The organism is Lactococcus termiticola, assembly GCF_003116835.1.
Taxonomy (GTDB): domain Bacteria; phylum Bacillota; class Bacilli; order Lactobacillales; family Streptococcaceae; genus Lactococcus; species Lactococcus termiticola.
In genome coordinates this window covers 19,442-45,079 of record NZ_BFFO01000007.1, presented here as the reverse complement: position 1 = coordinate 45,079, position 25,638 = coordinate 19,442, and the positions used below count along the sequence as shown (strand labels likewise).

28 protein-coding genes are annotated in these 25,638 nt (G+C 47.6%); 26 read left to right on the top strand and 2 right to left on the bottom strand.

Going from position 1 to position 25,638, the window contains the following annotated elements; genetic code table 11:
* The first annotated feature begins 106 nt into the window (after positions 1-106).
* The 17 genes from NtB2_RS06120 to nadE all read left to right on the top strand — a co-directional run bounded on the left by NtB2_RS06120 (position 107) and on the right by nadE (position 14,722).
* Positions 107-2,029 (top strand): SSURE domain-containing protein, encoded by a 1,923-nt coding sequence (locus NtB2_RS06120; protein WP_109246069.1) that lies wholly within the window; start codon positions 107-109, stop codon positions 2,027-2,029.
* A gap of 99 nt (positions 2,030-2,128) precedes the next feature.
* Complete coding sequence (gene nfsA / locus NtB2_RS06115) at positions 2,129-2,866, top strand: oxygen-insensitive NADPH nitroreductase (RefSeq protein WP_109246068.1); 738 nt, start codon at positions 2,129-2,131, stop codon at positions 2,864-2,866.
* 18 nt (positions 2,867-2,884) lie between these two features.
* The gene (locus tag NtB2_RS06110; RefSeq protein ID WP_125194976.1) at positions 2,885-3,151 is read left to right on the top strand and encodes a hypothetical protein; all 267 of its coding nucleotides are present in this window, start codon (positions 2,885-2,887) and stop codon (positions 3,149-3,151) included.
* Between the two features lie 2 nt (positions 3,152-3,153).
* The gene (locus NtB2_RS06105; RefSeq protein WP_109246066.1) at positions 3,154-3,840 is read left to right on the top strand and encodes an NAD-dependent protein deacylase; all 687 of its coding nucleotides are present in this window, start codon (positions 3,154-3,156) and stop codon (positions 3,838-3,840) included.
* Positions 3,841-3,893: 53 nt separating this feature from the next.
* The gene (gene truB, locus NtB2_RS06100; protein ID WP_109246065.1) at positions 3,894-4,799 is read left to right on the top strand and encodes a tRNA pseudouridine(55) synthase TruB; all 906 of its coding nucleotides are present in this window, start codon (positions 3,894-3,896) and stop codon (positions 4,797-4,799) included.
* The gene (locus tag NtB2_RS06095) at positions 4,800-5,708 is read left to right on the top strand and encodes a bifunctional riboflavin kinase/FAD synthetase (RefSeq protein WP_109246064.1); all 909 of its coding nucleotides are present in this window, start codon (positions 4,800-4,802) and stop codon (positions 5,706-5,708) included.
* Between the two features lie 21 nt (positions 5,709-5,729).
* Positions 5,730-6,299 (top strand): hypothetical protein, encoded by a 570-nt coding sequence (locus NtB2_RS06090; protein WP_109246063.1) that lies wholly within the window; start codon positions 5,730-5,732, stop codon positions 6,297-6,299.
* Between the two features lie 363 nt (positions 6,300-6,662).
* Positions 6,663-7,421, top strand: coding sequence for a triose-phosphate isomerase (tpiA, locus tag NtB2_RS06085; protein ID WP_109246062.1), 759 nt, complete (start codon positions 6,663-6,665; stop codon positions 7,419-7,421).
* 68 nt (positions 7,422-7,489) lie between these two features.
* Positions 7,490-8,071 (top strand): hypothetical protein, encoded by a 582-nt coding sequence (locus NtB2_RS06080; protein ID WP_109246061.1) that lies wholly within the window; start codon positions 7,490-7,492, stop codon positions 8,069-8,071.
* Positions 8,064-9,197 carry a radical SAM family heme chaperone HemW gene (hemW, locus tag NtB2_RS06075; protein ID WP_109246060.1) on the top strand — a complete coding sequence of 378 codons (1,134 nt, stop codon included), beginning with the start codon at positions 8,064-8,066 and terminating at the stop codon, positions 9,195-9,197. The genes NtB2_RS06080 and hemW overlap by 8 nt, the downstream gene beginning before the upstream one ends.
* Before the next feature lie 198 nt (positions 9,198-9,395).
* The gene (locus tag NtB2_RS06070) at positions 9,396-10,211 is read left to right on the top strand and encodes a GH25 family lysozyme (RefSeq protein ID WP_165814970.1); all 816 of its coding nucleotides are present in this window, start codon (positions 9,396-9,398) and stop codon (positions 10,209-10,211) included.
* A gap of 167 nt (positions 10,212-10,378) precedes the next feature.
* Positions 10,379-10,813: a deoxycytidylate deaminase gene (locus NtB2_RS06065; RefSeq protein WP_165814969.1), complete on the top strand. Its 435-nt coding sequence runs from the start codon at positions 10,379-10,381 to the stop codon at positions 10,811-10,813.
* A gap of 9 nt (positions 10,814-10,822) precedes the next feature.
* Complete coding sequence (locus NtB2_RS06060) at positions 10,823-11,560, top strand: acyl-ACP thioesterase domain-containing protein (RefSeq protein ID WP_109246057.1); 738 nt, start codon at positions 10,823-10,825, stop codon at positions 11,558-11,560.
* Entirely contained in the window at positions 11,550-12,323 is a 774-nt protein-coding gene (locus NtB2_RS06055; RefSeq protein WP_109246056.1) for a TIGR01457 family HAD-type hydrolase, read from the top strand. Before NtB2_RS06060 ends, NtB2_RS06055 begins: the two co-directional genes overlap by 11 nt.
* A gap of 1 nt (position 12,324) precedes the next feature.
* Positions 12,325-12,936, top strand: coding sequence for a TIGR01906 family membrane protein (locus NtB2_RS06050; RefSeq protein WP_165814968.1), 612 nt, complete (start codon positions 12,325-12,327; stop codon positions 12,934-12,936).
* On the top strand, positions 12,929-13,846 hold the full coding sequence (locus NtB2_RS06045; protein WP_109246054.1) for a SprT-like domain-containing protein: 918 nt from the start codon (positions 12,929-12,931) through the stop codon (positions 13,844-13,846). Before NtB2_RS06050 ends, NtB2_RS06045 begins: the two co-directional genes overlap by 8 nt.
* Positions 13,847-13,897: 51 nt before the next feature.
* On the top strand, positions 13,898-14,722 hold the full coding sequence (nadE, locus tag NtB2_RS06040; protein ID WP_109246053.1) for an NAD(+) synthase: 825 nt from the start codon (positions 13,898-13,900) through the stop codon (positions 14,720-14,722).
* 438 nt (positions 14,723-15,160) lie between these two features.
* Here the strand turns inward: nadE and gatD are convergent, their stop codons facing one another.
* Together gatD and murT are read right to left on the bottom strand one after the other, a co-directional pair.
* On the bottom strand, positions 15,161-15,952 hold the full coding sequence (gene gatD, locus NtB2_RS06035; RefSeq protein WP_109246052.1) for a lipid II isoglutaminyl synthase subunit GatD: 792 nt from the start codon (positions 15,950-15,952) through the stop codon (positions 15,161-15,163).
* A gap of 15 nt (positions 15,953-15,967) precedes the next feature.
* Entirely contained in the window at positions 15,968-17,311 is a 1,344-nt protein-coding gene (gene murT, locus NtB2_RS06030; RefSeq protein ID WP_109246051.1) for a lipid II isoglutaminyl synthase subunit MurT, read from the bottom strand.
* A gap of 182 nt (positions 17,312-17,493) precedes the next feature.
* Between murT and NtB2_RS08640 the strand changes: the two genes are divergently transcribed.
* The 9 genes from NtB2_RS08640 (at position 17,494) to NtB2_RS05990 (ending at position 25,633) form a co-directional block, all read left to right on the top strand.
* Entirely contained in the window at positions 17,494-17,655 is a 162-nt protein-coding gene (locus NtB2_RS08640) for a hypothetical protein (protein ID WP_165814967.1), read from the top strand.
* A complete protein-coding gene (locus tag NtB2_RS08845; protein ID WP_369689561.1) occupies positions 17,582-18,883 on the top strand; it encodes a histidine phosphatase family protein in 1,302 nt (433 codons plus the stop codon). The genes NtB2_RS08640 and NtB2_RS08845 overlap by 74 nt, the downstream gene beginning before the upstream one ends.
* A 74-nt stretch (positions 18,884-18,957) precedes the next feature.
* The gene (locus NtB2_RS06015; protein WP_109246048.1) at positions 18,958-19,614 is read left to right on the top strand and encodes an acetolactate decarboxylase; all 657 of its coding nucleotides are present in this window, start codon (positions 18,958-18,960) and stop codon (positions 19,612-19,614) included.
* A gap of 108 nt (positions 19,615-19,722) precedes the next feature.
* Positions 19,723-21,264, top strand: coding sequence for a glutamine-hydrolyzing GMP synthase (gene guaA / locus NtB2_RS06010; protein WP_109246047.1), 1,542 nt, complete (start codon positions 19,723-19,725; stop codon positions 21,262-21,264).
* Positions 21,265-21,638: 374 nt separating this feature from the next.
* Positions 21,639-22,199, top strand: a complete 561-nt coding sequence (locus tag NtB2_RS06005; RefSeq protein ID WP_125194974.1) for a VOC family protein — start codon at positions 21,639-21,641, stop codon at positions 22,197-22,199.
* Between the two features lie 21 nt (positions 22,200-22,220).
* Positions 22,221-22,547 (top strand): DUF4176 domain-containing protein, encoded by a 327-nt coding sequence (locus NtB2_RS06000; RefSeq protein ID WP_109246045.1) that lies wholly within the window; start codon positions 22,221-22,223, stop codon positions 22,545-22,547.
* Positions 22,547-23,350 (top strand): hypothetical protein, encoded by an 804-nt coding sequence (locus NtB2_RS05995; protein ID WP_109246044.1) that lies wholly within the window; start codon positions 22,547-22,549, stop codon positions 23,348-23,350. The genes NtB2_RS06000 and NtB2_RS05995 overlap by 1 nt, the downstream gene beginning before the upstream one ends.
* Positions 23,343-24,272: a hypothetical protein gene (locus tag NtB2_RS08485; protein WP_125194972.1), complete on the top strand. Its 930-nt coding sequence runs from the start codon at positions 23,343-23,345 to the stop codon at positions 24,270-24,272. The genes NtB2_RS05995 and NtB2_RS08485 overlap by 8 nt, the downstream gene beginning before the upstream one ends.
* Complete coding sequence (locus NtB2_RS05990; protein WP_109246043.1) at positions 24,155-25,633, top strand: recombinase family protein; 1,479 nt, start codon at positions 24,155-24,157, stop codon at positions 25,631-25,633. The genes NtB2_RS08485 and NtB2_RS05990 overlap by 118 nt, the downstream gene beginning before the upstream one ends.
* Positions 25,634-25,638 lie beyond the last annotated feature (5 nt).

Below are 25,638 nucleotides of genomic sequence, written 5' to 3'. Positions count from 1 at the left end.
TCACATAAAAAATACAGAAAATGTCAGTAGTTCAAAACTGGCTTTTTTCTTATACTTAATTTGTAAATGATATTTAACCTTCTCAAAGAAAAAGGAGAACCTAAAAATGAAAAATGAAAACAAAACAAACTTCCGCTCATGGAAATCAGGCAAGACCTGGCTCTACTCAGCCTCAGTCCTCTCACTGCTTATGACAGCTGGAGGAGTCGTTGGCAGTACCGTCACAGCCCTCGCTGAAACAACAAATCAAAGCACACAAGTCCAGCCTCAGGCCCTGTCTACTGAAGACCAGGCCGTTGCGTCTGGTATCGCATCCAACGTCAATGCGACAACAACGGTCGATGCTAAAAAGCTGGCAAATGCTTCAGCACCTGGTCCATTTACTGCCGGCGTCAACTCTGTTATCCCTCTGGAGGCCTTTGGCGGTGACGGCATGCTGACTCGTCTCTTGCTTGCCAAGGGAGCGACATCAGCCTGGTCAGATAACGGCACAGACAAAAACAGCGCTATCTTGCCAGTTGATGGCCTTGCTTCTGGAAAATACTTCTATGAAGTCGATATTGACGGTACAGACGGAGCGACAGGTCAAGCCCTCCTCGACACACTTCGTGAAAACGGCACAAAGGCCTATACAGCCACTGTAAAAGTCTACGCGGCTGATGCATCGACTGGGACAGCGGACACTTCAAAAATCATCACAAGCAAGAGCATCAATATTAACATCCAGGGCCTGACAGATAACATCAATAGCACAACAAACGTCACTGCAGGCCAGCTCGCCAATGCAAAGGCACCTGGCCCATTCACTGCCGGTGTCAATCAGGTCATCCCTTATGAAGCCTTTGGTGGCGACGGTATGTTGACCCGCCTGCTCTTGAACTCAGCCTCAAAAGCGCCTTGGTCTGATAATGGCTCAGCTAAGAACCCTGGCCTTTTACCAGTTGATGGCCTGAGCTCAGGAAAATACTTCTATGAAGTCGACCTTGCAGGCACTAACGGAGCGACCGGCCAGCAACTCCTTGATACACTTCGTGCCAACGGCAAGAAGAGCTATATGGCTACTGTAAAAGTCTACAATGCAGGCACTGACGGCACAGCAGATACCCATAAGGTCATCGCTACTAAGACAATCCAAGTCAATGTCGCAGGTCTTACGGATAACATCAATGCCACAACCAACGTCTCTGCAGACAAGCTTGACAAGGCGAAAGCCCCTGGACCTTTCACTGCGGGCGTGAACCAGACGATTCCATTTGAAGCCTTTGGTGGTGATGGTATGCTGACTCGCCTGCTCTTGAACTCAGCCTCACAAGCAGCTTGGTCAGACAATGGTACAGCTAAAAATCCTGCCCTCCTTCCAGTGGATGGTCTCGCAAAAGGCAATTACTTCTATGAAGTTGACCTGGCAGGGACCAACGGAGCAACCGGCCAGAAGCTTTTGGACACACTGCGGGCCAACGGCACTAAGACCTACACTGCGACCGTGAAAATCTATGCGAGCAATACAGCAGGAACTGCGGCAGACACGAGCAAAGTTATTGCTACAAAGACAGTGAAAGTGACTTTGAATAAAACAGCAAGCAAACCTGCTGAAAAACCGTCTACAACGGTCAAGAGTCAGGCCGTATACCGCCTCTACAATAAGGTCAGTGGCGAGCATCTCTACACCTCATCAAGCTATGAATACAACCAGCTCATCAAGCAAGATAAGAACTGGAAGCAAGAGGGCATCGGCTTTAAGGCTCCAAGCAGCGGAGCTAGTGTCTACCGGGTCTACAATCCAAAATCTGGTGAACACCTCTACACGACCTCAAGCTATGAAGTCAAGGTCCTGACCAGCCAAGCAGGCTGGAAGTCAGAAGGCGTGGCCTTCCATACGGCCGATAAGACAGGAAGCCCTGTCTACCGCCTCTACAATCCAGCAGCCGGCATCGGAGCCCACTTCAATACTTCAAGTAGCTACGAAAAAACTCAACTGGTCAAGGCAGGTTGGAAGTTTGAAGGCATTGCCTGGTATGGCGTGAAATAAATCGCATCCTAAAATAAAAATATGCTTGAAAAAGGCTAGCCAAAGTGCTACAACAGGTACAAGGCAAGCCTTTTTACTTGCAAAAAAAGGAGATAAAATATGAACGATAGTATCCAAAAAATGCTGGCCCACGCCAGTGTCCGTGATTTTTCAGATGAAAAGCTGAGCGAAGAACAGGTCGAAAGCCTCCTCCTTGCCAGTCAATCCGGCTCGACATCCCACCATGTCCAGGCCTTTTCCATTATTGACGTGACAGACCCTGAGCTCAGACAGGCCTTTGGCGAGATTTCTCACTGTGGGCCCTATGTCGAAGGGGCGGCCAAGTTTTACGTCTTTGTCGCTGACCTCTACCGGATGTCGACGGTCCTTAAGGCCAAGGGCAAGGACGACAGCGGTCTGGCCAATAATGAAGCCCTGACCGTCGCCATGGTCGATACAGCGATAGCGGCTCAAAATATGGCGCTGGCTTCAGAGTCGATGGACCTTGGCATCTGCTATATCGGAGGTATCAGAAATGACATTGCCAAGTCTGCAGAACTACTGAAACTACCTAAGTACACAGTGCCCCTTTTTGGTCTCTGCATCGGCATCCCAGCCAGTCGCAATGGCAAGAAACCTCGCCTTCCTTTGACTAATCAGGTCTCAGAAAACAGCTATGATCAGGCAATCTTGACAAATGTGACAGGCTTTGACGAAGAGATGAGGGCCTACTACGCCAGCCGTGGCAGCAATCAAAAGGCCAGCGACTGGTCCCAGCAGATGGCCGACTACATGGACCATGAGCTCCGGCCTGATTTCACGGATTTCCTCAAGGCACAAGGCTTTAAGTTGGCATAAAAAGGACTGAAGCAAAGGATGAATGAGAAAAAACACATGTTCAAGCGGAAAGTCATTGGCTGGGGGCTGACTCCTGTGACACTATCAGGCTGGCTCTTTGTCCTGGCCTGGATTGTGATATTTGTGGGCCCCGCCCTGATCGTCGCTGGCCTCCACGGTCAGCTCCACTATGACTATATTCCCTCCTTTCTCGTCCTGCCCTTCATCTGGATGGCATTGGGCCTGATTGGCCTTATTGTCTTTGTGGTCAAATATCTGAACATGCTCACGAGAGAAGGAGAATAGCAATGCAAGCAAAAGCTATGGCTGAAGCCATCCAGGCGAGTCAGCGTCCTGTCTTTATGACTGGTGCGGGTGTATCGACCCTATCAGGAATCCCCGACTATCGCTCGATGACAGGCATCTATACGACGACTGGCCTCAAAAATCCAGAGTACTTGCTCAGTCGCCGGGCCATGATCCAGGACAGCAAAGACTGGTATAGCTTTGTCAAACAGCTCTACCATCCTGAGGCCAAGCCAAACCTTATCCACGAGGCGATTGCCCGTCTCGGAGCTCCCGTCATCACGCAGAATATTGATGGTCTTCATGCTCAGGCAGGAAGTCAGGAGCTGGTTGAATTTCACGGCTCTATCCGCCAGCACTATTGTGAGCAATGTGGACAGGATGTGAAGACGGAGGACTTTCTCGATGACTATCGGCACAAGGCCTGTGGTGGTCTCGTCCGGCCGGATGTTGTCTTTTATGATGAGGCCATCAAGGCGGAGACTATCGAGAAGGCTGTGGAACTGTTTGAGACAGCCGATAGCATCTTTATTGTCGGGACGACCTTCAAGGTCTATCCCTTTGCCAGCTTGATTGATGTCGCCCCTCCTGAAGCTAAAATTTATGCGATTAATCGGGAGTCGATTGCCTTGGGAAATCTGGAGGGGACCTATCTTGGGGATGCAAAGGATGTTTTTGAGTTGATTTAGCGAGGGAAGCTAAGCCATCCAAATTTTCCTTAAAAATGTTATAATTAACACAAATGAATGGAATTCTAAACGTCTACAAGGAGGCCGGTTGGACCTCTTTTGATGTGGTCGCAAAGTTGCGGGGCATCTTGAAAACAAAGAAAATAGGGCATGGGGGCACGCTTGACCCTGCAGTGACAGGGGTCCTTCCTGTCGCTGTCGGCTCAGCAACCCGCTTGCTCGAGTATATGGAGTCAGCCGGCAAGGTCTACGAAGGCACGGTAACACTGGGCTTTTCGACTGAGACTGAGGATGCTGAAGGGGCGGTCGTTGAGGAGACGGCGCTCAAGGCTCCTATCCCTGTCGACGCCATCGACCAGGCCATGCAGGCCTTTATCGGAGAAATCCAGCAGGTCCCACCCATGTACTCTGCCGTCAAGGTCAAGGGCAAACGCCTTTACGAGTATGCCAGGGCTGGCGAGGCGGTCGAACGGCCGGTCCGGACCATCCGCATCTCAGCTTTTGAGCGGACTTCGAATCCTGTTTTTGACGAAGAAAAGCAGACGCTCAGCTTTGACTTTCGAGTTGCCTGCAGTAAGGGCACCTATGTGAGGACACTGGCGGTTGACCTGGCCAAGAGGCTGGGCTATGCCGGCCACATGTCCCGCCTGGTCAGGACCTCGTCTAATGGCTTGGACATCTCTGAAGCCAAGAGCCTGGATGACATTGCCCAAGCCATGGCAGAAGGCCAGATTGAGCAAATCCTCCAGCCGCTTGAAGTCGCCGTAAGCGACCTACCAGGCTTTGAGGTTGCTCCTGAGCAGGCCATCGCCATCAGGCAGGGCAAAAAGTTTGCAAGCTCTGACTTTCCTGAATTTCAAGACCGTCTGGCCATGTTTTATGAAGGCAAGCTCCTCGCTGTCTACATGCACCATCCAGAGCAGGCCGACACCATCAAACCCCATAAGGTAATCCAATAAATGCAAATTTTTAATTATGACAATATCACGAGCCTACCTGAGAAGACAGTCCTCGTCCTTGGTTATTTTGACGGCCTCCACCGGGGCCACCAGGCCCTTTTTGAGGAGGCAAGAAAGGTCGCAACTGTCCTCAATCTGAAGATTGCTGTCCTGACCTTTCCAGAAAAGCCGACCTTGACCTTCCAGAAGTTTGAGGCCGAGATGCTCCTCAAGCTGACCAGCGACGTCCAGCGGGAGCGCTTGTTTGAAGAAAACGGCGTGGATTATTTGGTCTACAAGGACTTTACCTCTAAGTTTGCCCATCAAAATTCCAGCGAATTTTTGTCTGCTATCCGGCCGAAGTTTAAGCCTGAAGTCATCGTCACTGGCTTTGATTATACGACCGGCTCTGACATGGTCAATCTTCATTCGACGGAAGACCTGAAGGTCATTAATGTCTCTGAGGTCAAGGATAGGGAGGGCAAGATTTCCTCTAGCCGGATCCGTGAGGCCATTCAAGCCGGCAATGTCGCCCTGGCCAATGAGCTCCTAGGCTACAAGTACGAAATCACCGGCCTCGTCGTCCACGGTTTTGCCCGGGGCCGTGAGCTAGGCTATCCGACGGCCAATTTGGTCATCAAAGACTTTATCCATCTGCCTGCAGCGGGTGTCTATACCGTTGATATCAAAGAAGAAGGGACCTGGCGCCGTGGCTTTGCCTCGATTGGCTATAATGAAACCTTTGGGGGTAAAGAAAAGACCATCGAGGTCCATATCTTCGACTTTTCTGAGGAAATTTACGGTGAAAGCCTGACCGTTCGCTGGCTCGACAAGATTCGAGACATGCAGAAGTTTGATGGGATTGATGGTCTTGTGGCTCAGATGAAGCGGGATGAGGAGAAGGCGAGAAATTATCTTGCTGCTGAATAATCTGAAAGGATGGCAAGCTAAATGGAGACACTGAAAAGCTACCAGGTCATGTACACTAATGCACCACTGCTGACAGAATTTAGTCTAAAGGGGATGGCAGATGCTGTGACCCTAGCTTCTTTTCATCGACATGAGGGAAGCTTTCGTGTCAAGGCAGTTGATTTAGCAGCTGCTGAAAAATTTGCCGGTCAAGAATTAGCGAGACGATTTCATTCAGAGCCTTGGGCTTCTGAAGTTCACTTTACAGTGAGAGGAAAGGAACTGAGCCGTTTTGAGAAAAAACCTTGGCTTGATTTATCCCCTTTTCTTGCAGGAAATTTTAAGGATGAGCTTTCTGACCCTGCAATTGCTTCTGCTAAACTTGACAAGATTGTTCTTTCTATCTTGGCAGTGACCTTTTCAGGCCTCTCTCTGCTGTTGAGTTTTCTTCCCTTTGGGGGCCTATTTTTTGCTTTAATAGGGCTCGTTTTTGTCCTCCTAGCCTGGTTGAAAAAGCACAATCGTACCCTACTCCTAATTGCGGTCGTCCCCCTAGTTTTGGGGACTATAATATCGTTCATTTTAACCGGGATTTTTGTTGAAAGTATATGAGGAAATAGCTAATAGCAGAAGCAGGACAATCTTCCTGCTTTTTTAGTGCTGTAATATAGCCAGGAGAATAAATATGTCAGAAAAATTCATCATAAAAAATGACTGGGCTCTGCTCAAGTTCATGGACAAGCTGGAGTGGAAGGAATATCAGGCTTGCCGTGAAATAAGGCAAATTGGGAGACCCTAGGGCTCCTAATTTAGCAATGAGACAGCCAAGCTGTCTGCTTGCGGCCTCACAGCAAGCCTGATATTCCTGCAAGGCAAGCCCAAATGTCCAGAAAGCCCCACATCATTATCAAGTGCAATCCGTCACAAATTATGCTAAAATAAACAAGTAAATAAAAATAAAAAAAGAGGTACAACATGTCACGCAAACCTATCATTGCTGGTAACTGGAAAATGAACAAAACACTCTCAGAAGCTCAAGCTTTTGTAGATGCTGTTAAAAATAACTTGCCATCATCTGAAAAAGTTGATTCAGTTATCGGTGCACCTGCACTTTTCTTGGCACCTATGGCTTACTCACGTCAAGGTTCAGAACTTCAACTTGCTGCAGAAAACAGCTACTTTGAAAATGCTGGTGCATTCACTGGTGAAAACTCTCCAGCAGCAATCGCTGACCTTGGTATCGAATACATCATCATCGGTCACTCAGAACGTCGTGAATATTTCCACGAAACTGATGAAGACATCAACAAAAAAGCGAAAGCAATCTTCGCAAACGGCTTGACGCCAATCCTTTGCTGTGGTGAAACTTTGGAAACTTTCGAAGCTGGAAAAACAGCTGAGTTTGTATCCGCTCAAATCGAAGCTGGTCTTGAAGGCTTGACAGCTGAACAAGTTTCTAAACTCGTTATCGCTTACGAACCAATCTGGGCTATCGGTACAGGTAAAACTGCTACAAATGAAATCGCTGACGAAACTTGTGGTGTTGTTCGTTCAACAGTTGAAAAACTCTACGGTAAAGAAGTTTCAGAAGCTGTACGTATCCAATACGGTGGATCAGTTAAACCTGAAACAATCGAAGGATTGATGGCTAAAGAAAACATCGACGGCGCACTCGTTGGTGGAGCTTCACTTGAAGCTGAAAGCTTCCTTGCTTTGCTTGAAATCTACAAATAAGCAAGAGCATTAAAAAGACTGGAAACCCCAGTCTTTTTTCTTGTCCTGAAACATGCTACAATGAAAGAATGAATTTCCTGCTGATTATCTCGGTCGTCGTGACCTTGTTTGCAAATATCCCCTATGCCATCGCCAGCATTCAGGGCAAGGTCAGGCCAAATAAAATCTCCTGGCTGATTTGGACATTGGCCCCGTCGATTGGCCTTGTTGCCTCACTTTCAAAAGGCTTTGACCTGGGCCAGATGCCGGTGCTGGTATCAGTGGCCTCGACCGCCCTGATTCTCCTCTCCAGCTTTGTCAACCGCAAGGCCTACTGGGAAATCCGGAGCTTTGACTGGACTTGTCTGGTCCTGGCTCTGCTGGCCCTCCTGCTCTGGTATTTCACAAAGAATCCAGATACAGCCCTGATTTTGTCGCTGGTCGCTGATCTGCTCGCTGTCATGCCGACCCTGGTCAAGTCCTGGAGGCATCCGGAGACGGAAGGTATCGGCCCTTATTTGGCGGGGGTAATCAATGCCATCGTAGCCGTCCTCCTTATCCAGCACTGGAATTTCACGACCTCGGCCTTTCCGATTTATCTTTTTCTGGTAAATCTCATTTTATTTGCTGTCATTTTTGGACGCCAAAGAAAGTTGGTGAAACATGGCTAATGCCGCCTATATCCACATTCCCTTTTGCTCACACATCTGTTATTACTGCGATTTTGCTAAGGTCCTGCTCGAGGGCCAGCCGGTGGATGATTATATTGACAGTCTTCTTGAGGAATACCGGAGCTATGGCATCAAGAGTCTGCGGACCCTTTATATTGGAGGTGGGACGCCGACTGTCTTGACCGTTCCACAGATGGAGAAATTGCTAACTGGCTTAACTCAAGAACTTGATTTGAGCTTGCTGGAGGAATTTACTGTCGAGGCCAATCCTTCAGACCTGTCTGACGAGATGATTGCCGTCCTCGCCAAGAGCCCGGTCAACCGGATTTCCCTGGGCGTCCAGTCTTTTGATGACAAGCTCTTACAGAGGATCGGCCGGACGCATAGAGAAGCAGAGGTCTATGACGCTATTGCCCGCCTGCGGACGGCAGGCTTTGAGAACATTACCATAGACCTGATTTACGCCCTGCCCGGCCAAGAGATGGCGACTGTCGTCTCTGATGTTGAGAAGTTTTTGGCTCTGGACCTCCCCCACATTGCCCTCTACAGCCTGATTTTAGAAAATCATACCGTCTTTATGAACCGGGAACGTCGAGGCCTCCTCCATCTGCCTTCTGAAGACAAGAATGCCGACATGTATGAATACATCATCGAGACCCTGGTCAAGCATGGCTATGAGCACTATGAGGTCTCGAATTTTTCAAAGCCAGGCTTTGAGAGCAAGCACAATCTGACCTACTGGGACAATGCTGTGTACTACGGTATCGGGGCTGGGGCCTCTGGCTATCTGGATGGGGTCCGCTATAAGAACTACGGGCCTGTCCACCACTATCTCGAGGCAGAGGCTGGCCAGAAGCGGGTCAATGAAGAAGTCCTGAGCCTCAAGGAAAAAGTAGAAGAAGAGATGTTCCTCGGCCTGCGAAAGAAGTCAGGCGTTACTATTGAGAGCTTTGAAGCTAAATTTCAGCTTGATTTTCATGAGCTCTATGGACAGCAGGTCAAAGAGCTGATAGGACAAGGCCTGCTTGAAGATAAGCCTGGCCTGGTTCAGATGACCGACAAGGGCTTTGAGCTGGGCAACGAGGTCTTTGAGGCCTTCTTGCTGGACGACCTGCCGGAGAAATAAAAAATCTTGGACAGTAAGCCTGTCCTTTTTTTCATCAAATTTTCATGACAGCTCTGACATATATGGGCTCTTTTTTATCATTTTCATGGCTTGATTGAAGCCTAAAAAGCCCGATATAGTCAGCTATAACAAGGACTGAGTGCATAACTAAAGAATTTGCAATTATTTTTTGTTATAATATGTGTAATGAAACCAACCATGAGACGAAAACTAAAACTACCAGTAGCGATCATGTTCTTTGCCTTGATGGTTGTTTTTGCTGTTCTGGTCAAGGCCATGCACTATCAGCCCAAGTCGGGAAATGTTGCTGGTGCCCAACCAAAGAACATTTTCAGTAAGGCCATGAATGAGCCTGAGCAACCCCACTTTGAGGCCAATAAATACATCGTTGACTTCTCAGCCTGGCAACAGCCAAAGGATATTGACTATGACACGGTTTCCCGCAATGTCCTCGGAGCCATCATCCGGGTCCAGGCCGGGGCCCAGTCCAAGGAAAACACGGCGGCGACCAAGGATGGGACAGACAAGGCCTACAAGGAACATATCGAAGCCTTCCAGGCCAGAAAGGTCCCCGTTGCTGTCTACGCTTATGTCAAGGGTAAGGACGACAATGAAATGAAGGAACAGGCCGACCTCTTTTATAAGAATGCCAGTCCTTATCATCCGACCTATTACTGGCTCGATGTCGAAGAGTCTAACATGCCTGACCTCAACAAGGGGATTGAAACCTTCCGTAGCGAGCTGGCCTCAAAGGGTGTCAAGAACATCGGGATTTACGCCCAGGACTGGTTTATCACTCAAAACAAGATTGATGTCAGCAAGTTCACAGCCATCTGGATGGCCGACTACGGCATCGACAATGGCTACTGGAACAGCTCGCCAAACACCGAGCTCCCCTACGACATGCATCAGTTTACCGATAAGGGTACCGTCCCTGGCTATAATGAAAACGTCGACCTGAGCTTGATTCGCTCAGAGGCAGAATATAAGAAGTTGTTTTTGAATGCGGGCTGAGCCCGTTTTTTTGTGGAATTAGGAATGTAAGTCTGAGACTTCGCTTCCGGCCCCAGGGCAAAGGCCAGCTCTTTTCTGAAAGGCAATGACGCATTTATCAGAATCCAGCAAGCCAGCAAATCCCCGCCCATTTTTGCTATAATAAAACTATTGAAAAAGGAGAAATCATGACCTTTCAACGTCCAAGTAAAAATGAATATTTCAAAGAAATCGTAGAAGTGGTAGCGACCCGATCAACCTGTACCCATGCCCAGGTCGGTGCCCTTCTGGTCTCGCCTGAAGGCCAGCTGCTCTCTACCGGCTACAATGGCTCTGTCTCTGGCATGCCCCACTGTACCGATGTCGGCTGTCTGGAAGACAAGGATGGCCACTGCATTGCCACTGTTCATGCTGAGCAAAACGCCATCGCACAGGCTGCCAAGCACGGGGTTTCGCCGAGTGGCTCGACCCTCTATACGACCCTCTTTCCCTGCATCGCCTGCCTCAAGCTTGCTCTGGCGGCCGGTGTCAAGGAAATCAAGTACATCAATGAATACCATGCCAAAGATCCTTATGAAGAGCAGTTAATTAAGACCTTGAGCATCGACGTTGAAAAAATCTAGGAGAAGATTATGGGATTGACCTATCAAAGACCTTTTAGCGTGCCTTTTTATGAAAGTGACCGCTTTAAGAATATGAAAATTTCTAATATATTGGCCTTCGCCCTCCAGGTTTCTGGCGAACAATCTGTCGAGCTCAATCGAAGCGACGTCTGGCTCAATGACCACTACAAGCTCTTTTGGGCAGTGACGGAGTATGAGCTGGAAATCAATCGCTTGCCCCGCTTCATGGAAGACATCACGATTGAGACCGAAGCGACCAGCTACAACAAGTTTTTCTGCTACCGGGATTTCAGATTCATTGCTGAAAATGGCGAACTGCTCTTGACCATCCACGCCAGCTGGGTCCTCATGGGACTTGAGAGTCGCAAGGTTGAGCGGGTCCACGATGACATTGTTGCCCCTTATGCTGCAGATAAATCCAGCAAAATCCAAAGGTCACACAAGTTCAAAAAAGAGCTGCTAAATCCTGAAGTGACCAGCTATCCGGTTCGATTTTCTGACCTGGACATGAACGGCCACGTCAACAATGCCAAGTACTATGACTGGGCGGCCGACATGATTGATTATGACTTTAGGGCCAGCCACCAGCCAAAGAAGGTCTATATCAAGTATAATCACGAGGTCCGCTATGGCGAGACCGTCGAGGCCCTCTTTGAAATGGATATGGATGGCCTGACCAGCCACCACAAGCTGAATGGCAATGCGACTGAAATAGAAATTGAGTGGACAAAAAATAATGACGAATAAAAAATACAAGGGCTACCTGATCGACCTCGATGGAACCATCTACATGGGCAACGACCGGATTCCAGCGGGTGAAGCCTTTATCCATCGCTTGCAGACGGCAGGGATTCCCTACCTCTTTTTGACCAATAACACGACGAAGACGCCTCGAGTCGTCCAAAAACGCCTGGCTGAAAAATTTAACATCGAGACGGGTCTTGAGACCATCTACACGGCCAGCCTTGCCACCGTCGACTACATGAATGAACTCGGCCTTGAAAAGACCGTCTACATCATCGGCGAAGATGGCCTAAAAGAAGCTATCTACGAGGCAGGCTACAAGAAAGAGCGGGAAAATCCGGCCTATGTCGTGGTCGCCCTGGATTCTGACTTGACCTATGAGATGCTAGCCCTGGCAACCCTTGCCATCCATCGGGGGGCCAAGCTTATCGGGACCAATCCCGATCTCAACCTGCCGAGCGAACGAGGCCTCCTGCCTGGTGCAGGCTCACTGGTGACCATGATTGAGGCGGCGACCCGGGTCAAGGCGACCTATATCGGCAAGCCTGAAGCCATCATTGCTGAAAAAGCTGTCGAAAAAATCGGCCTGCCAAAGGAAGAACTTCTCATGGTTGGCGACAACTATCTGACTGACATCCACACCGGTATTGACAACGGCATCGACAGCCTCCTCGTCACGACCGGTTTTACAGCCCCAGAAGAAGTGCCTGGCCTGAATCCAGCACCGACTCATGTCGTGGCAAGCCTTGATGAATGGGAAGTTTAACGTGAGAGACCGACTCTTATTTGCCGGGACTTTTTTGTGGGGGCTTGCCCTGACTGTGATTGGGACGGTCCTGCTCTCGATTCCGCTCTTTCAGCTGGAGATTGGCTGGGGACGGCTTGATGAGCTGGCAGGTCTGTCTAGTCCTGCCCTGAGCCATAATTATCAGCTCCTGATTCATTACCTGCTCAATCCTTTTTCAGGCCGTCTTGTGATGCCTGATTTTCCATCGTCGGCGAGCGGTTTGGAGCATTTCTTTGAGGTCAAGGTCTTCTTTATGGTCGCCCTGGCCTGCCTCATTGTCCTCTTGCCGGCATTTGTGGTTTTTGTAAAGGAATACCTGAACATTTTTTTCAGGAGGGGATTGACGATGATTCTGAGCCTGCCATTTTTGGCGGTCTTGACAGCGGTATTACTCGGCTTTGACCAGTTCTTTGTTCTCTTTCATGAGCTCTTATTTAGAAATGAAGATTGGCTCTTTGACCCGAAGACCGACCCGATTATTACCGTCCTGCCCGAGTCTTTCTTCCTCCACTGCTTTATCCTGGCCGGCCTGATTTATCTGCTCTTCTTTGGCTACCTCTATTTTTATAAAAAGAAAGTAAAAAATGTCTGATTTTGACAATTTAATCAATGACTATGTGCACAAGGTGGCCGAGCGAGATTTCGGCCGGCCTTTTTTACATCGGGCCCAGTTTTTGCCTCTGAACTACCATGGCAATACTGCCGGCCGGATGAATCCCAATAGCAGAATCTTGCATGCTGACCCAGAAGAAAGAAGAAAGTCTGACATTGTCATCGAGCTCAGGGCCAGAGACTTTATGGACCCCAAGTTTGTCAAGACGGTCAGGCATGAGCTGATTCATTACTTTCTCTATATTGACGGCGAGGACTTTGGCCACAATCGGGCCTTTAAGCAGATGTCAAACCAGGTCGATGCCGGCGGGACCTACCATCATAGAGGTCTCGAGTACCTTTATCTTAGACTGGCCTGTCCACACTGTAAGAAGGTCTACCGGCAGAATTATCAGTCTGAGAATGCAGGACAGACCTGTCCAAATTGTCAGTCGGCCAAACTCGAAGTCGAAGACCTCTTTGGCTACAACAAGGCTTGGATGAAGCAGGCTGACCATCGTCGCCAGGAAATCCTGGAGCATCCACGCTATGTCGTCGGCCTGCCAGACGGGAGCTACATCAGAGGCGAGGCTAGCTATCTTCCCCTCGGACCCGTAAAAGGAGGCCGACAGCTGGTCCAGCCAATCAGCATCGCCCAGGACAAGTCGACCATGTCGCTAAGGCAGGCCTTCTGGACCCGTGACCTCGCAGAAGCTAGACGTGAAGCCGACCAGCGAGAGGGCCAGGTCCTCGACCATTACCAGGCCTGGGATGACTTTGTCGAGTCACCCTATCTCTATCGCTGCAAGGACTGCAAGCGTTATGAAAGACGGGAAAGTCCCTTTTGTTTGGACAACATAGGCTGTCAGCGTTGTGATTCTCAGCGCTTTGAATTTAAGGGAATTAGGTAGCCTTTGACAGCAAGCTAAAAGATAAGCTATAATTAGAAAAAAGGAGAAGACATGACCCTACAAGACGATATTATCAAGCAACTTGGCGTGAAGCCAAGCATTGACCCTAAAGAAGAAATCCGCAAGTCGATTGACTTTATGAAGGCTTATCTTAAAAAGTATCCCTTTATTAAGACTTTTGTTCTAGGCATTTCAGGAGGCCAGGATTCATCTTTGGCTGGACGACTGGCCCAGATGACGATGGAGGAAATGCGGGCAGAGACCGGAGATGACAGCTACCAGTTTATCGCTGTCCGCCTGCCTTACGGTGTCCAGGCTGACGAAGAAGATGCCCAGCGGTCCTTGAAATTCATCCAGCCTGATGTCAATATGGCAGTCAATATCAAGCCTGGTGTAGACGGCCAAGTTGATGCCCTCGAAGCGACAGGCCTTAAAATTTCTGACTTTAATAAAGGCAATATCAAGGCCCGTCAACGCATGATTACTCAATATGCCATCGCCGGAGAACGCTCTGGGGCGGTCCTGGGGACTGACCATGCGGCAGAGAACATCACTGGCTTCTTTACCAAGTTTGGCGACGGCGGGGCTGACCTCCTGCCTCTTTTCCGACTGAATAAACGCCAGGGGAAGGCCTTGCTTGCTGAGCTGGGGGCTGATCCAGCCATCTATGAAAAGGTGCCGACTGCAGACCTTGAAGATGGCAAGCCTGGCCTTGCTGATGAAGTGGCTCTTGGTGTGACTTATGCCGACATTGACGACTATACTGAGGGTCGTGCAGTTTCAGACGATGCTAAGGCCAAGATTGAGAACTGGTGGCTGAAGACAGAGCATAAACGTCATTTGCCAATCAGCATTTTTGATGATTTTTGGAAATGAACGATTCTTGAAAAAAGCCCGGTCTTATGCTAGAATAGAATACAGAAAAACCTTGAAAGGAGCAGGTCATGGCTTACAGATCTCGTAAATTTGGTAAACGTAACGGCAAGAAGCACTTTGAAAAAGTGGGACTCCGTCCAAAACCAAAAGCAGAAGAAGTTAAAAAAGATGAAAAATAAGCTGTTGCTGATGCAATGGTTTTTTTCTTGTCTTTCCGTTCCGCTCCAGAAAAGCCCGGGTTTGCTGGTGAGGCCGACAGCGAAGCCGTAGGCTTCCATGTCTAAAACTTGAGCCCTAACGGTCTCAAGTTTTGCCTTTTTTCACCAGCAAACCCGGGCTTTTCGGAAGGTCCACTGTATAGGTAGGTCTGCTTTTGGTTTGGGAGGAGTTTGAGGGAGAGGAAGAGGAGAAGGAATTACGCACAAAAAAGAGCTGTCATCAGCTCTTTTCTTCTACCTTCCGCTTGAAATCCTTCATGACTTCCTTGTCATCCAGATTGCTGAAGAGGTCTTCGTAGCTTGCTAGCTCGAGCTCTTCACCGTATTTTTGCTTGAGGGCTGTCGTGACTAAGCGATAAGCAATCCGGGCATTCCTGGATAGGAGGGGGCCGTGGAAGTAGCTTCCGAAGGTGTTCTTATAGTGGAGGCCTTCTTCACCGGAGCTGCCGTTATTGCCACCACCGTAGACGACCTTGCCGAGGGGCTTTTCATTGTCAGCGAGATAGGTTCGTCCACCGTGATTTTCAAAGCCGTAGTAGCTCTCGTTAAATTCTTCATTGTGAATCTCGACATCACCGATAATCCGGTCTTCGCCACCACTCACGGTGTAGTGACCAAGGATACCGGTTGTAGGAATTTTCTTTCCAGAGGCGAGAATATAATATTGGCCAAGAAACTGGTAGCCCCCACAGATGGCGAGCATAGGCTTGCCATCCTCGATAAAGCGACTGAGAGGTGGTGTGATGGCTTCGAGCTGGTCAGAGATGATTTCCTGCTCATAGTCCTGGCCACCACCCCAGAAGGTCAAGTCAAAGTACTGATCGTCAAAGCTGTCGCCAAGACTTACAATCTCGATGGTCATGGCAGCATTCAGCTTCTCAGCGATGTATTTGAGCATGAGAATATTGCCATTGTCACCATAGGTGTTCATCAGGTCGCCAAAGAGATGGGCGACCTTGAGCTGGTAACGATATTGCTCAGGATGTTCTGTTTGTAGAGAAATATAGGTCATCGTTGTCCTCCTCCTTTAGCGCATTTCCTTGTTGACCAGGCCAGCATTTGCGAGCAATTCCCGCATCTCAAGCATGGCCGTATAGGTCGCCAAAATATAGATATGCTCAGACGGAGCTTTTTGAATGGCCTCAAAGACAGCAGTCAGGCTTTCCTCGTCTGTAATCTCAGGGAAGCCCGCCACACGCAGGCGACGGGTCATCTCACTGTGGCGGACACCACCAGTGATGACGCTATCCACATCCATCTCCTTGAGCTTTTCAAAATCAGCATCCCAAATCCAGCTGGTGTCAATCCCATCAGCATAGTTGGCGTTGAGCAGGGCCACTACAGTAAAATTATGCGGGGCCAGTTTCATCATTTCCAGGGCTTGGTTGGCACCGACAGGATTCTTGATGAGGACAATGGTGGCTTGCTTGTCGCCGATGTTAAAGGTCTCTTGACGGCCAAAGACCGCTTTAGATTCGTCAAAGCCAGCCTTGATGGTCTCAGCAGGGACATCGTAGAACTCAGCCACAGCCACAGCAGCCAAGGCATTGTAGATGTTGTAGAGGCCACCAACATTGATTTTATAGCCCTTACCATCAATCACAAAGCTTGAAGAATGCTCAGTGATCTCAGTCAAGTCCGTCAGGCGGTAATCCAGCTCAGGACGCGTGAAACCACAGTGCTGGCAGACATAGTCGCCGAGATTGGCGTAGCTATTCATCTTATAGTCGAGAATGTAGTGGCAGTCCGGACAGAGGATGCCTTCAGTATTATAGTGGGCCCGCTCTGGCTGGCCTGAGATGTGGTCAAAGCCGTAGTACTTCACAGGATTGACCAGTTTTTTCGAGTTGAAAATCGGACTGTCGCCATTGAGGAGAACCGTTGCCTCAGGTGCGTTTTCTGCCCCCTTCATGATGAAGTTATAGGTGGTATAGATTTCCCCGTAGCGGTCCATCTGGTCACGGAAGATGTTGGTAAAGACAAAAAGGCTCGGCTTAATAATCTCTGTGATTTTAGGCAGACTGGCCTCGTCGATTTCTAAGACTGCAAAGCCTTTTTTACCATCCTTAATTTTTGGAGCTTTTAAGAAAGTAGAGACAATCCCAGTGTTCATATTGGCACCAGAAGGGTTGGTCACGACAGCCCCAAAGGCCTTCTCAAGAATGCCGACAGTCAGTGCTGTGGTCAGTGTCTTGCCGTTGGTCCCAGTAATGACGATGATTTCATAATTTTTGGTCAACTGAGCCAGGATATTGGCATCAAGAGTGAGGGCAATTTTACCCGGCATGGTAGAGCCACGGTGGAATATTTTTTCAAGCACCAGCTGGCTGGACTTGCCAGCAAGCCTTGCTAAACTTGTTTTAATAGTCATGTTCTTATTATACTATAAAATTGAATGATTTTTACTCTGGCTTTCTTAATTAATTTGTTGAGTCGACTTAATAAAACGCCCTGATTTATTTACAAAATGTTTACTTTAAGTAGGCCACAAGGCCTTGACTAAAAGCTATAATAGAGCTGTCGCCCCTTCAAAAAATAAGATAAGGAGTACTGATGAAATCAAATTTTAGGAAAATTCTCGCCTTTTCAATGCTGGCAGGAGCCGGCCTGACCCTAGGCATCGCCACACAAAGAGCCCAGGCTGATAGCAGTCAGCCCGTCTACCGCCTACAATCAAGCCAGCAAGGCCCATCTTTATACGGCTTCAGCCAATGAAAATAAGCAGTTACCCGCCCAGGATAAAAACTGGCAACAGGAGGGTATCGCCTGGCAGGGAGCAAGCTCAGGAGACAAGGTCTACCGGATTTATAATCCCAAGAGCGGTGAGCATCTTTACAGCTCGTCCAGCATTGAGATCAAAAGCCTGACAGACAAGGGCTGGACCTCTGAGGGTGTTGCCTTCTATTCTGTCCCCTCGGGTGGCCAGCCTGTCTATCGGCTCTACAATGCCCAGGCAGGTGTCGGTGCCCATTTCAACACGCTGAGTAGCTATGAGCGGGACGTCCTGGTCAGCAAGCATGGCTGGCGTTATGAAGGAATTGCCTGGTACGCTCAGGGCTCAGCTCCAGAGACACCTAGTCAGCCGGATGACCAGCCGATTAACATCTATTTTGCCCGCCATGGCAAGACCATGTTCAATGTCCTAGACCGCCTTCAAGGCTGGTCCGATTCGCCCTTGACAGCAGATGGCATCCGGGTTGCCAAAGAGACAGCAGAAGGTATCAAGCATGGGATTCCAGGAGATAAGGTCCATCCTGACTTAAAATTCGACCTGGTCTACTCAGGAGATGCTGGCCGTCACCAGTCTACAGCCAAGCTCTTCTTAGACCAACTCGGCCAGAGCAATCTGCCCATCAAGGCGACCAGTGACTTTCGTGAAAGTGGCGACGGCGACTTTGAAGGCCTGACCTTTGAAGAAGGCAATAAGGGCATCTATGAGCTGGCCGGCTATAACTATGATAAGGAGGGCAAGCCCTTAGTCGCTGGCGGCTACAATGATAAAGGGGTTAACTATCAGGCCCAGCTCTTTGCTAATGGCGGTCGAAACCTCAAAGCCCACCTCAACTGGCTCCGTGAGTCTGATGTCAAGGTCTATGGGCAAAATCCTAACAATCCCGACCAAAACCTCAAGGGAATTCCCCTTGCAGAAGACTATGACCGGGTCATCAAACGGATGAAACAGGGGACGGAAGAGGTCATTAACGATGCCCAAAAAGGGAACCGCCACAATGTCCTCGTCGTCAGCTCAGGCCTTAGCCTCGAAGTCCTCTTGACCTCACTTGACCCGACCGCCGGTGACAAGTACTTTGGCGACAAGAGCCTGGCTAATGCCAGCATCTCGAAGGTTACCTACAATCCTAAAGACAAGACTTATAAGGTTGACTATGCCAGTGACACGGCCTATTCTAAAGAAGGACAAAAATTACTGGCAGGGAAAAATTAAATTTTCAAAAGACCTAAGACAGGTCTTTTTTTCTTCTGTGCTATAATTTAATTTATAGTAATAGGAGGATAAAAATGTCTAAAATTTTCCAAGAAGGCTCATACAGAACGCTCAACGGTGGTTTTTACGAGGGAACAATCAGCCTAGAAGAAGCTCTGACACATGGGACTGTCGGCATCGGAACACTTGACGGAGCCAATGGGGAAGTCATCATTCTTGATGGCATCGCCTATCATGGCGATGCTCAGAATCAGGTTCGGTTTGTGGATGGCAAAGAAAAACTCCCTTATGTCGCTGTCCTAGAGCATCAGGCCGACAAGAGCTTTGAGCTAAAAGACTTGGCCAACGACCAGGCCCTGGCAGAAATCCTGGGCCAGCTCCCTTCACAGAGCACAGCTTTTTCCATTGCCCTGACTGGGAATTTTGAAAAAATTGAAATCAGCTCCAAACCAGCCAACAATACAGAAGCTTATCCAGAAATCATGGCCAAACAACCCCATTTCACAAGGGAAAACATTAAGGGAAGCATCGTCGGCATCTGGTCGCCCAATCATCTCTCTGGCCTTTATGGCGACGGTTTCCATCTCCATTTTATCAGTGAAGACAAGGACTTTGGGGCCCATCTTGTCGCCTTTGATGTGGTGGAAGCACAAGCAGAAGTCGGTCAAATCACAGACATGACCCAGCATTTTCCGACAGATAATGAAAACTTTCAAAAATTTAATTTCTAAAAATCGAGCGACCGCCCTGGTCGCTATTTAGATAAGTAAAATGACGGAAAATTGCCGTTTTCGCCATTTTACGTTATAATATGACTAATAAAATTTAAGGAGACTAACGTGCCAGAACATACACTTGAAAAAATCATCGTCCTTGACTACGGAAGCCAGTACAATCAGCTGATTGCCCGTCGCATTCGTGAAATCGGGGTCTTCTCAGAGCTCAAGAGCCACAAAATCACAGCGGCGGAAATCCGTGAGCTGGCTCCCAAGGGGATTATCCTCTCTGGTGGCCCTAACTCGGTTTATGCAGAAGACGCTTTTAGCATTGACCCTGAGATTTTTGAGCTGGGACTGCCGATTTTGGGCATCTGTTATGGCATGCAACTGATGAGTCAAAAACTTGGTGGCAATGTCGAAGCCGCTTCAGAGGCTGAATACGGCCAGGCCGAGCTCAAGCTCCAGGCCGACTCTAAGCTCTTTGCCGGCACGCCTGAAAGCCAGCAGGTCCTCATGAGTCACGGAGATAAGGTCACAGCCATTCCAGAAGGCTTCCATATCACAGCCGTTTCTCCAAACAGCCCCTACGCTGCTGTTGAAAATTCTGACAAGGACTTTTACGGCATCCAGTTCCACCCAGAAGTTCGCCACTCTGAGTATGGGACAGACATCTTGAAGAACTTTGCCCTCAATATCTGTGGGGCCAAGGGGAGCTGGTCAATGGCCAATTTCATTGACATGCAAATCGAAGACATCCGTGCCAAGGTCGGCGACAAGAAGGTCCTGCTTGGTCTCTCTGGTGGGGTTGACTCATCCGTCGTTGGTGTCCTCCTGCAAAAGGCTATCGGCGACCAGTTGACTTCTATCTTCGTTGACCACGGTTTCCTCCGCAAGGGCGAAGCAGACCAGGTCATGGCCATGCTCGGCGGAAAATTTGGCCTCAATATCATCAAGGTGGATGCTCAAAAACGCTTTATGGATAAGCTCGAAGGTCTCTCTGACCCAGAGCAGAAGCGGAAGATCATCGGAAATGAGTTTGTCTATGTCTTTGATGATGAAGCCAGCAAGCTGAAGGATGTGGACTTCCTCGCCCAAGGGACCCTCTATACCGATGTCATCGAGTCAGGAACTGATACGGCTCAGACCATCAAGAGCCACCACAATGTCGGCGGTCTGCCTGAAGATATGCAGTTCCAGCTGATTGAACCGCTTAACACCCTCTTCAAAGACGAAGTTCGTGCCCTGGGGACCCAACTTGGCATGCCTGACGAAATCGTCTGGCGTCAGCCCTTCCCAGGTCCAGGCCTTGCCATCCGTGTCCTCGGCGATCTGACCGAAGAAAAACTGAAAACCGTGCGTGAATCAGACGCTATTCTTCGGGAAGAAATCGCTCTGGCTGGCCTAGAACGTGATGTTTGGCAGTACTTCACGGTCAATACAGATGTCCGCTCAGTTGGTGTCATGGGTGATATCCGGACCTACGACTATACCATTGCCATCCGCGCGATTACTTCAATCGACGGCATGACCGCAGACTTCGCTAAGCTCCCTTGGGAGGTCCTTCAGAAAATTTCAAACCGGATTGTTAATGAGGTCGACCACGTCAACCGGATTGTCTATGATGTGACGCCGAAGCCACCTGCTACGGTGGAATGGCAGTAAGGAGCAGCCTTGCGATAAGGGCAAAAACCTTGATTTAACAGCATTCTTGGTTTTGGATATTATGTAAATTACATAAATATCCTGCCAAACGCCTGCCAAACGCCTGCCAAAACCACTGCCAGAAATTTGTTAAAAAATGGATGTAAAGGAATCAGACTTTTGGGTTTGGTTCTTTTTATTTTGTTTCCATGAACTCAAAGCGTTTTAGGTTGATTTTTGCTATAATAAACTATATATACAAATTAAAGAGGCTTCATGGAAATCTGTGGGTGACCAATAGACACCCTTACTAGCGTGCAGGATAACCGTTGGACAAACGCCTTTTTTGTTCAATGGTCATCCTGTGCAACCCAAACGGTAGTGCGGGAGAGCAAATGGAAGTAGAAAATATTGAGGCTACTTTAGAGCAAGCAATTTCGCTGGGAGCCCAAAAATCACGTGATGTTTCAGAGTTTTTTGGTTCTAAAAATGCGGAATTTATTGACCCCTATCATTACAGCTGGTCTTTAAATCAAACCATCACTGAAATCCCCTTTGAAAAACGCTACCAGACCTTCCTTGCCTTTATAGCTAAAACTCCTAGGAAAGAAATGATAAATATGAAATATGCGGTCTTTTTACGTGGAATAAATCTTGAGCTCTATCTTGAATACAATGAGGTCTATAATTGGCTGAATAATCAAAATGAACAAATCCAGTTTATTTTCCTAGATAGCGTACAAAAGGTTGGTACAAGTTTTGAGGATATGACGACACTTCTACGTGAAAATGTGAGTCTCGCCCTATTTGGTGGTGGGCTTGATGGGCAACAAATCATCTCAGATTTGCCTTATGAAGATCGGAAAAAGAAATTTGCTTATAACGTGATTCATGCCATTAATGAAGATGAATATTATAATATCGTCCTGCCAGAAGATGGCTTTGGGACAGAATAATAAATGAAAGAGGAAATCAGAATGACAGAAAACAACTTAGAACAATTATTATCCGTAGGGAGCGTAGTGTACTTAAAAGAGGGAACACTGAAAGTTGTGGTTATTGCACGCGGGCAGCTTGTAAAATTGAAAGAAAATGAAAATAAACCTACATACTTTGATTATCTTGGTTCTCTATATCCACAAGGTTATGACGTAGACAACCGATATTATTTCAATCAAGAACAAATTGAAAAAGTAGTGTTTCCAGGATATAGTGATGACGAAGAACAAAGATATCAGGTAGTTTTGGAAGAATGGAAAAAAGCAAATCAGGATAAATATATACTCATGGATGAGGAAAGTTAATGGATTTGAAAAGCATATCAGATTTTCTGAAAATAAAGGAAGACAACTTAGTCATTTCCGATATACCTGCAGATAAAACGCAGCTTGGTATTCTTCATACCTCTGGCTTTGATTTTATTACCTATAGTGAGGATCCCTACAATAAAGATTTTGACCTTTCTCCAAGTGAACGTAGGGAATGGGAAAAAACACATCCTCTAAAAGAAGGATGGATCGTTGTTAAACAAAGCAATCTTCTTGCTGCTCTTTTCCCCTTTTTATCTAGTAAAATTTGGCGCACGGCTTACGTGCTCCCGCACGACTTTTTAGAGGAATCTGTGACAAAATCTGGTGGGCTTCCTATAGGAACGGGTTTTGGGATTGCTGTTGCACTCATCATTTTGAGCCAAGTTCAGCGTTTTGCAGATTTTACTTTTAACTTTTCAAAATCTGATTTATCGTCATGGAGTAAATTTATTTTTACTTTTGGTTTACTTTTGATGGGTTTTCTCATTTGGTTTTTATTAATGTATGGTTTCTGGCGAGTAGGGAGCAGATTTACCTATAAGGAGATTCAAAATAAGATAAAAACAGGAAAAAAGATTAAAATTAGAGGCGGTGGTAGAACTAAGAATAGAACAGCCTTGATTGCATGGTTAATCGCTATCATTGGTTTAATGATTCAAGCATCAATTGAAAAAAATTCATTGATTATGCCCATATCAGATTCAATGTTTGTTTTTGGTATAGCGATAATTGTTGGTTGCCTTATGGAAATGATGCCTTTAGAAAATTTTGATGAAATGGAGATTAAAGATGAGTGAAACAGATTTTTGGAATGCGCGTGGCATAGATGCAGGAGTGAATGGTACTGGTGCAATTTCTAACGGAATCATGGAAGGAAGTATAAAAAGCATCGGCGGGCAGGGAAAAACAGTGATTGCAAATCTCAAAAATACTTCTGCACCCATGCAGGCAATAAGAGATGCGACTGGTACGGAAGCATGGAAAACTTCTGCTTTAGCACCGCATAGTAGCTTAACCGCTCAAGAAAACTCCACATGGTGGAATACCTTTGCAGAAAAAGGAGGTGTCGAAGGAGCAAGTGATGCTGAAAGTCTTGCTAATAAAGCCGCCAGTAAAGTTTATAGTCGTTCAGTAGATGGAGTGCTCGGTAATACATTAGGTGAGGGCGCAACGGATTACGGCGGTATTGCTGGAATCGCTGTAGGAGGTGTTATTGCTTATGCAACGGCAGATTCTAAAAGTGATAAAGAAGCAGGTGTTGGTAAAGCTGTTGTGAGCGGAGCGGTAACATGGGGAACGACTGCATTAGTATCAGCTGGCATGGCTGTTGTAGTTGGTTCTGGTCCTGTCGGTTGGCTCGCCGTGGGTGTTGCAGTCGGTGTTGGTTTTGTTGTGGGAGCTGCAAACGACTATTTGTATGAACACGTTGCGGCCGTTAAAGATTTTGAAAACGGAGTCGGTTCATTGTTCACGGGAAATTGGAGTGATGCGGGAAAAGATATAGCAAAAACAGGAAAAGATCTCGAAAAATCGGCAGGACAGGCCACAAAATGGGTTGGTCAAGAAGCTACTGGGTTTATGAACTGGATTACAGGTAAAAAATGGCACCCTGCGTCTTTCTCGCCGATGACGGGATCTCTGGAACGACTTTTAATCGTCCTGCCTTTCAACAGGCGATCGACCTTGTGGATCGCGGACTGGTCAAAAACTTTATTGTGAAGGACTTGTCTCGCTTTGGACGAGATTATCTGAAAGTGGGGGCGTTTACCGAAGTGGCTTTTCCTGAAAAGAATGTCCGCTTTATTGCAATTAATGATAACGTGGACAGTGAGCGGGAGGATGACAATTCACTCGCTCCTTTTCGGAATTTGTTTAACGAATGGTATGCCAGAGACTGTAGCAAGAAAATCAAAGCGGTGAAGCATGCGAAAGGCAATGCAGGACTTCCAATGACAGCCAATGTCCCTTATGGGTATTTGAAAGGGGAAAATTATCCCCAAACGCATGAGTGGATAGTTGATGAGGAAGCCGCAGTGGTCATTCGGCGGGTATTTCATGACTATGCTTCTGGTAAGAGCATGACTGAGATTGCTCGTGAGTTAAAAAATGAGAAAATTCGGACCCCTGCAGCCCACAAGCTCAGTCTTGGTGTGAAACCTAATAAGATGACCACTGTCCCTCACGGTTGGAATTCTCAAATTGTGCGGCAAGTTTTGGGCTATCGGGAATATTGTGGGCATACGGTGAATTTTAAGACCTATAAAAAGTCCTACAAGACAAAAAAATGTTTACCTCATTCCTTGTCCGAGCAGAAAATCTTCAAAAATACGCATGAGGCAATCATTGATGAAGAGCTGTTTGAGTTGGTACAGGAAAAACGAGGGACTTATCGCCCGAGAGTCACCAAGACTAAAAGTGTGGGACTGTTCTCTGGCGTTGTGTGTTGTGCAGATTGTGGCACGATACACCGCTACAATGCCCAAAGAGAGACCCGCTCTCCATTTTATTTTTGTGCGGCGAACAAGAGACGAATAAAAGCTTGTGCGAGTCCACATAATATTCAAGAGAAAGTGCTCATGGAAAAAGTGCTTCAGAATATTCAGGGAGTGATGTCAAAACTTAAGGCGAATGAAAGCGAATTGGTTGCTTTTCTTGAAAAGAGGGCTCAACAAACAACGACTCGTACATTGGAAAACGAGCGGTTGCTCCTCCAAAAAGCTGAGCGTCGGGATCAAGAGCTGGATGTGATTCTCCAGCGGCTTTATGAGGACAATCTCTCAGGGAAAGTGAACGACGCGAGGTACGCGAAAATGAGTGCGCAGTACGAGCTAGAACAGGCGACGCTTGTGCAAACTCTGAGCTCTCTACGTGAAGCACAGGAAAAAGCTGAGGAAGCAAGTGCCGGGATTGTTTCATTTATTCAAGTGGCCAAAAAGTATCTTAACCCCACAACGCTTGAACCCGATATGGTTCGGGCGTTGATTGAAAAAATAGAAATTGGAGAAAAAACTAAAGTGGACGACAAAATAAAACAAAAAATCAATATTATTTATCGCTTTGTTGGGAATCTGGCAGAGTGAAACAA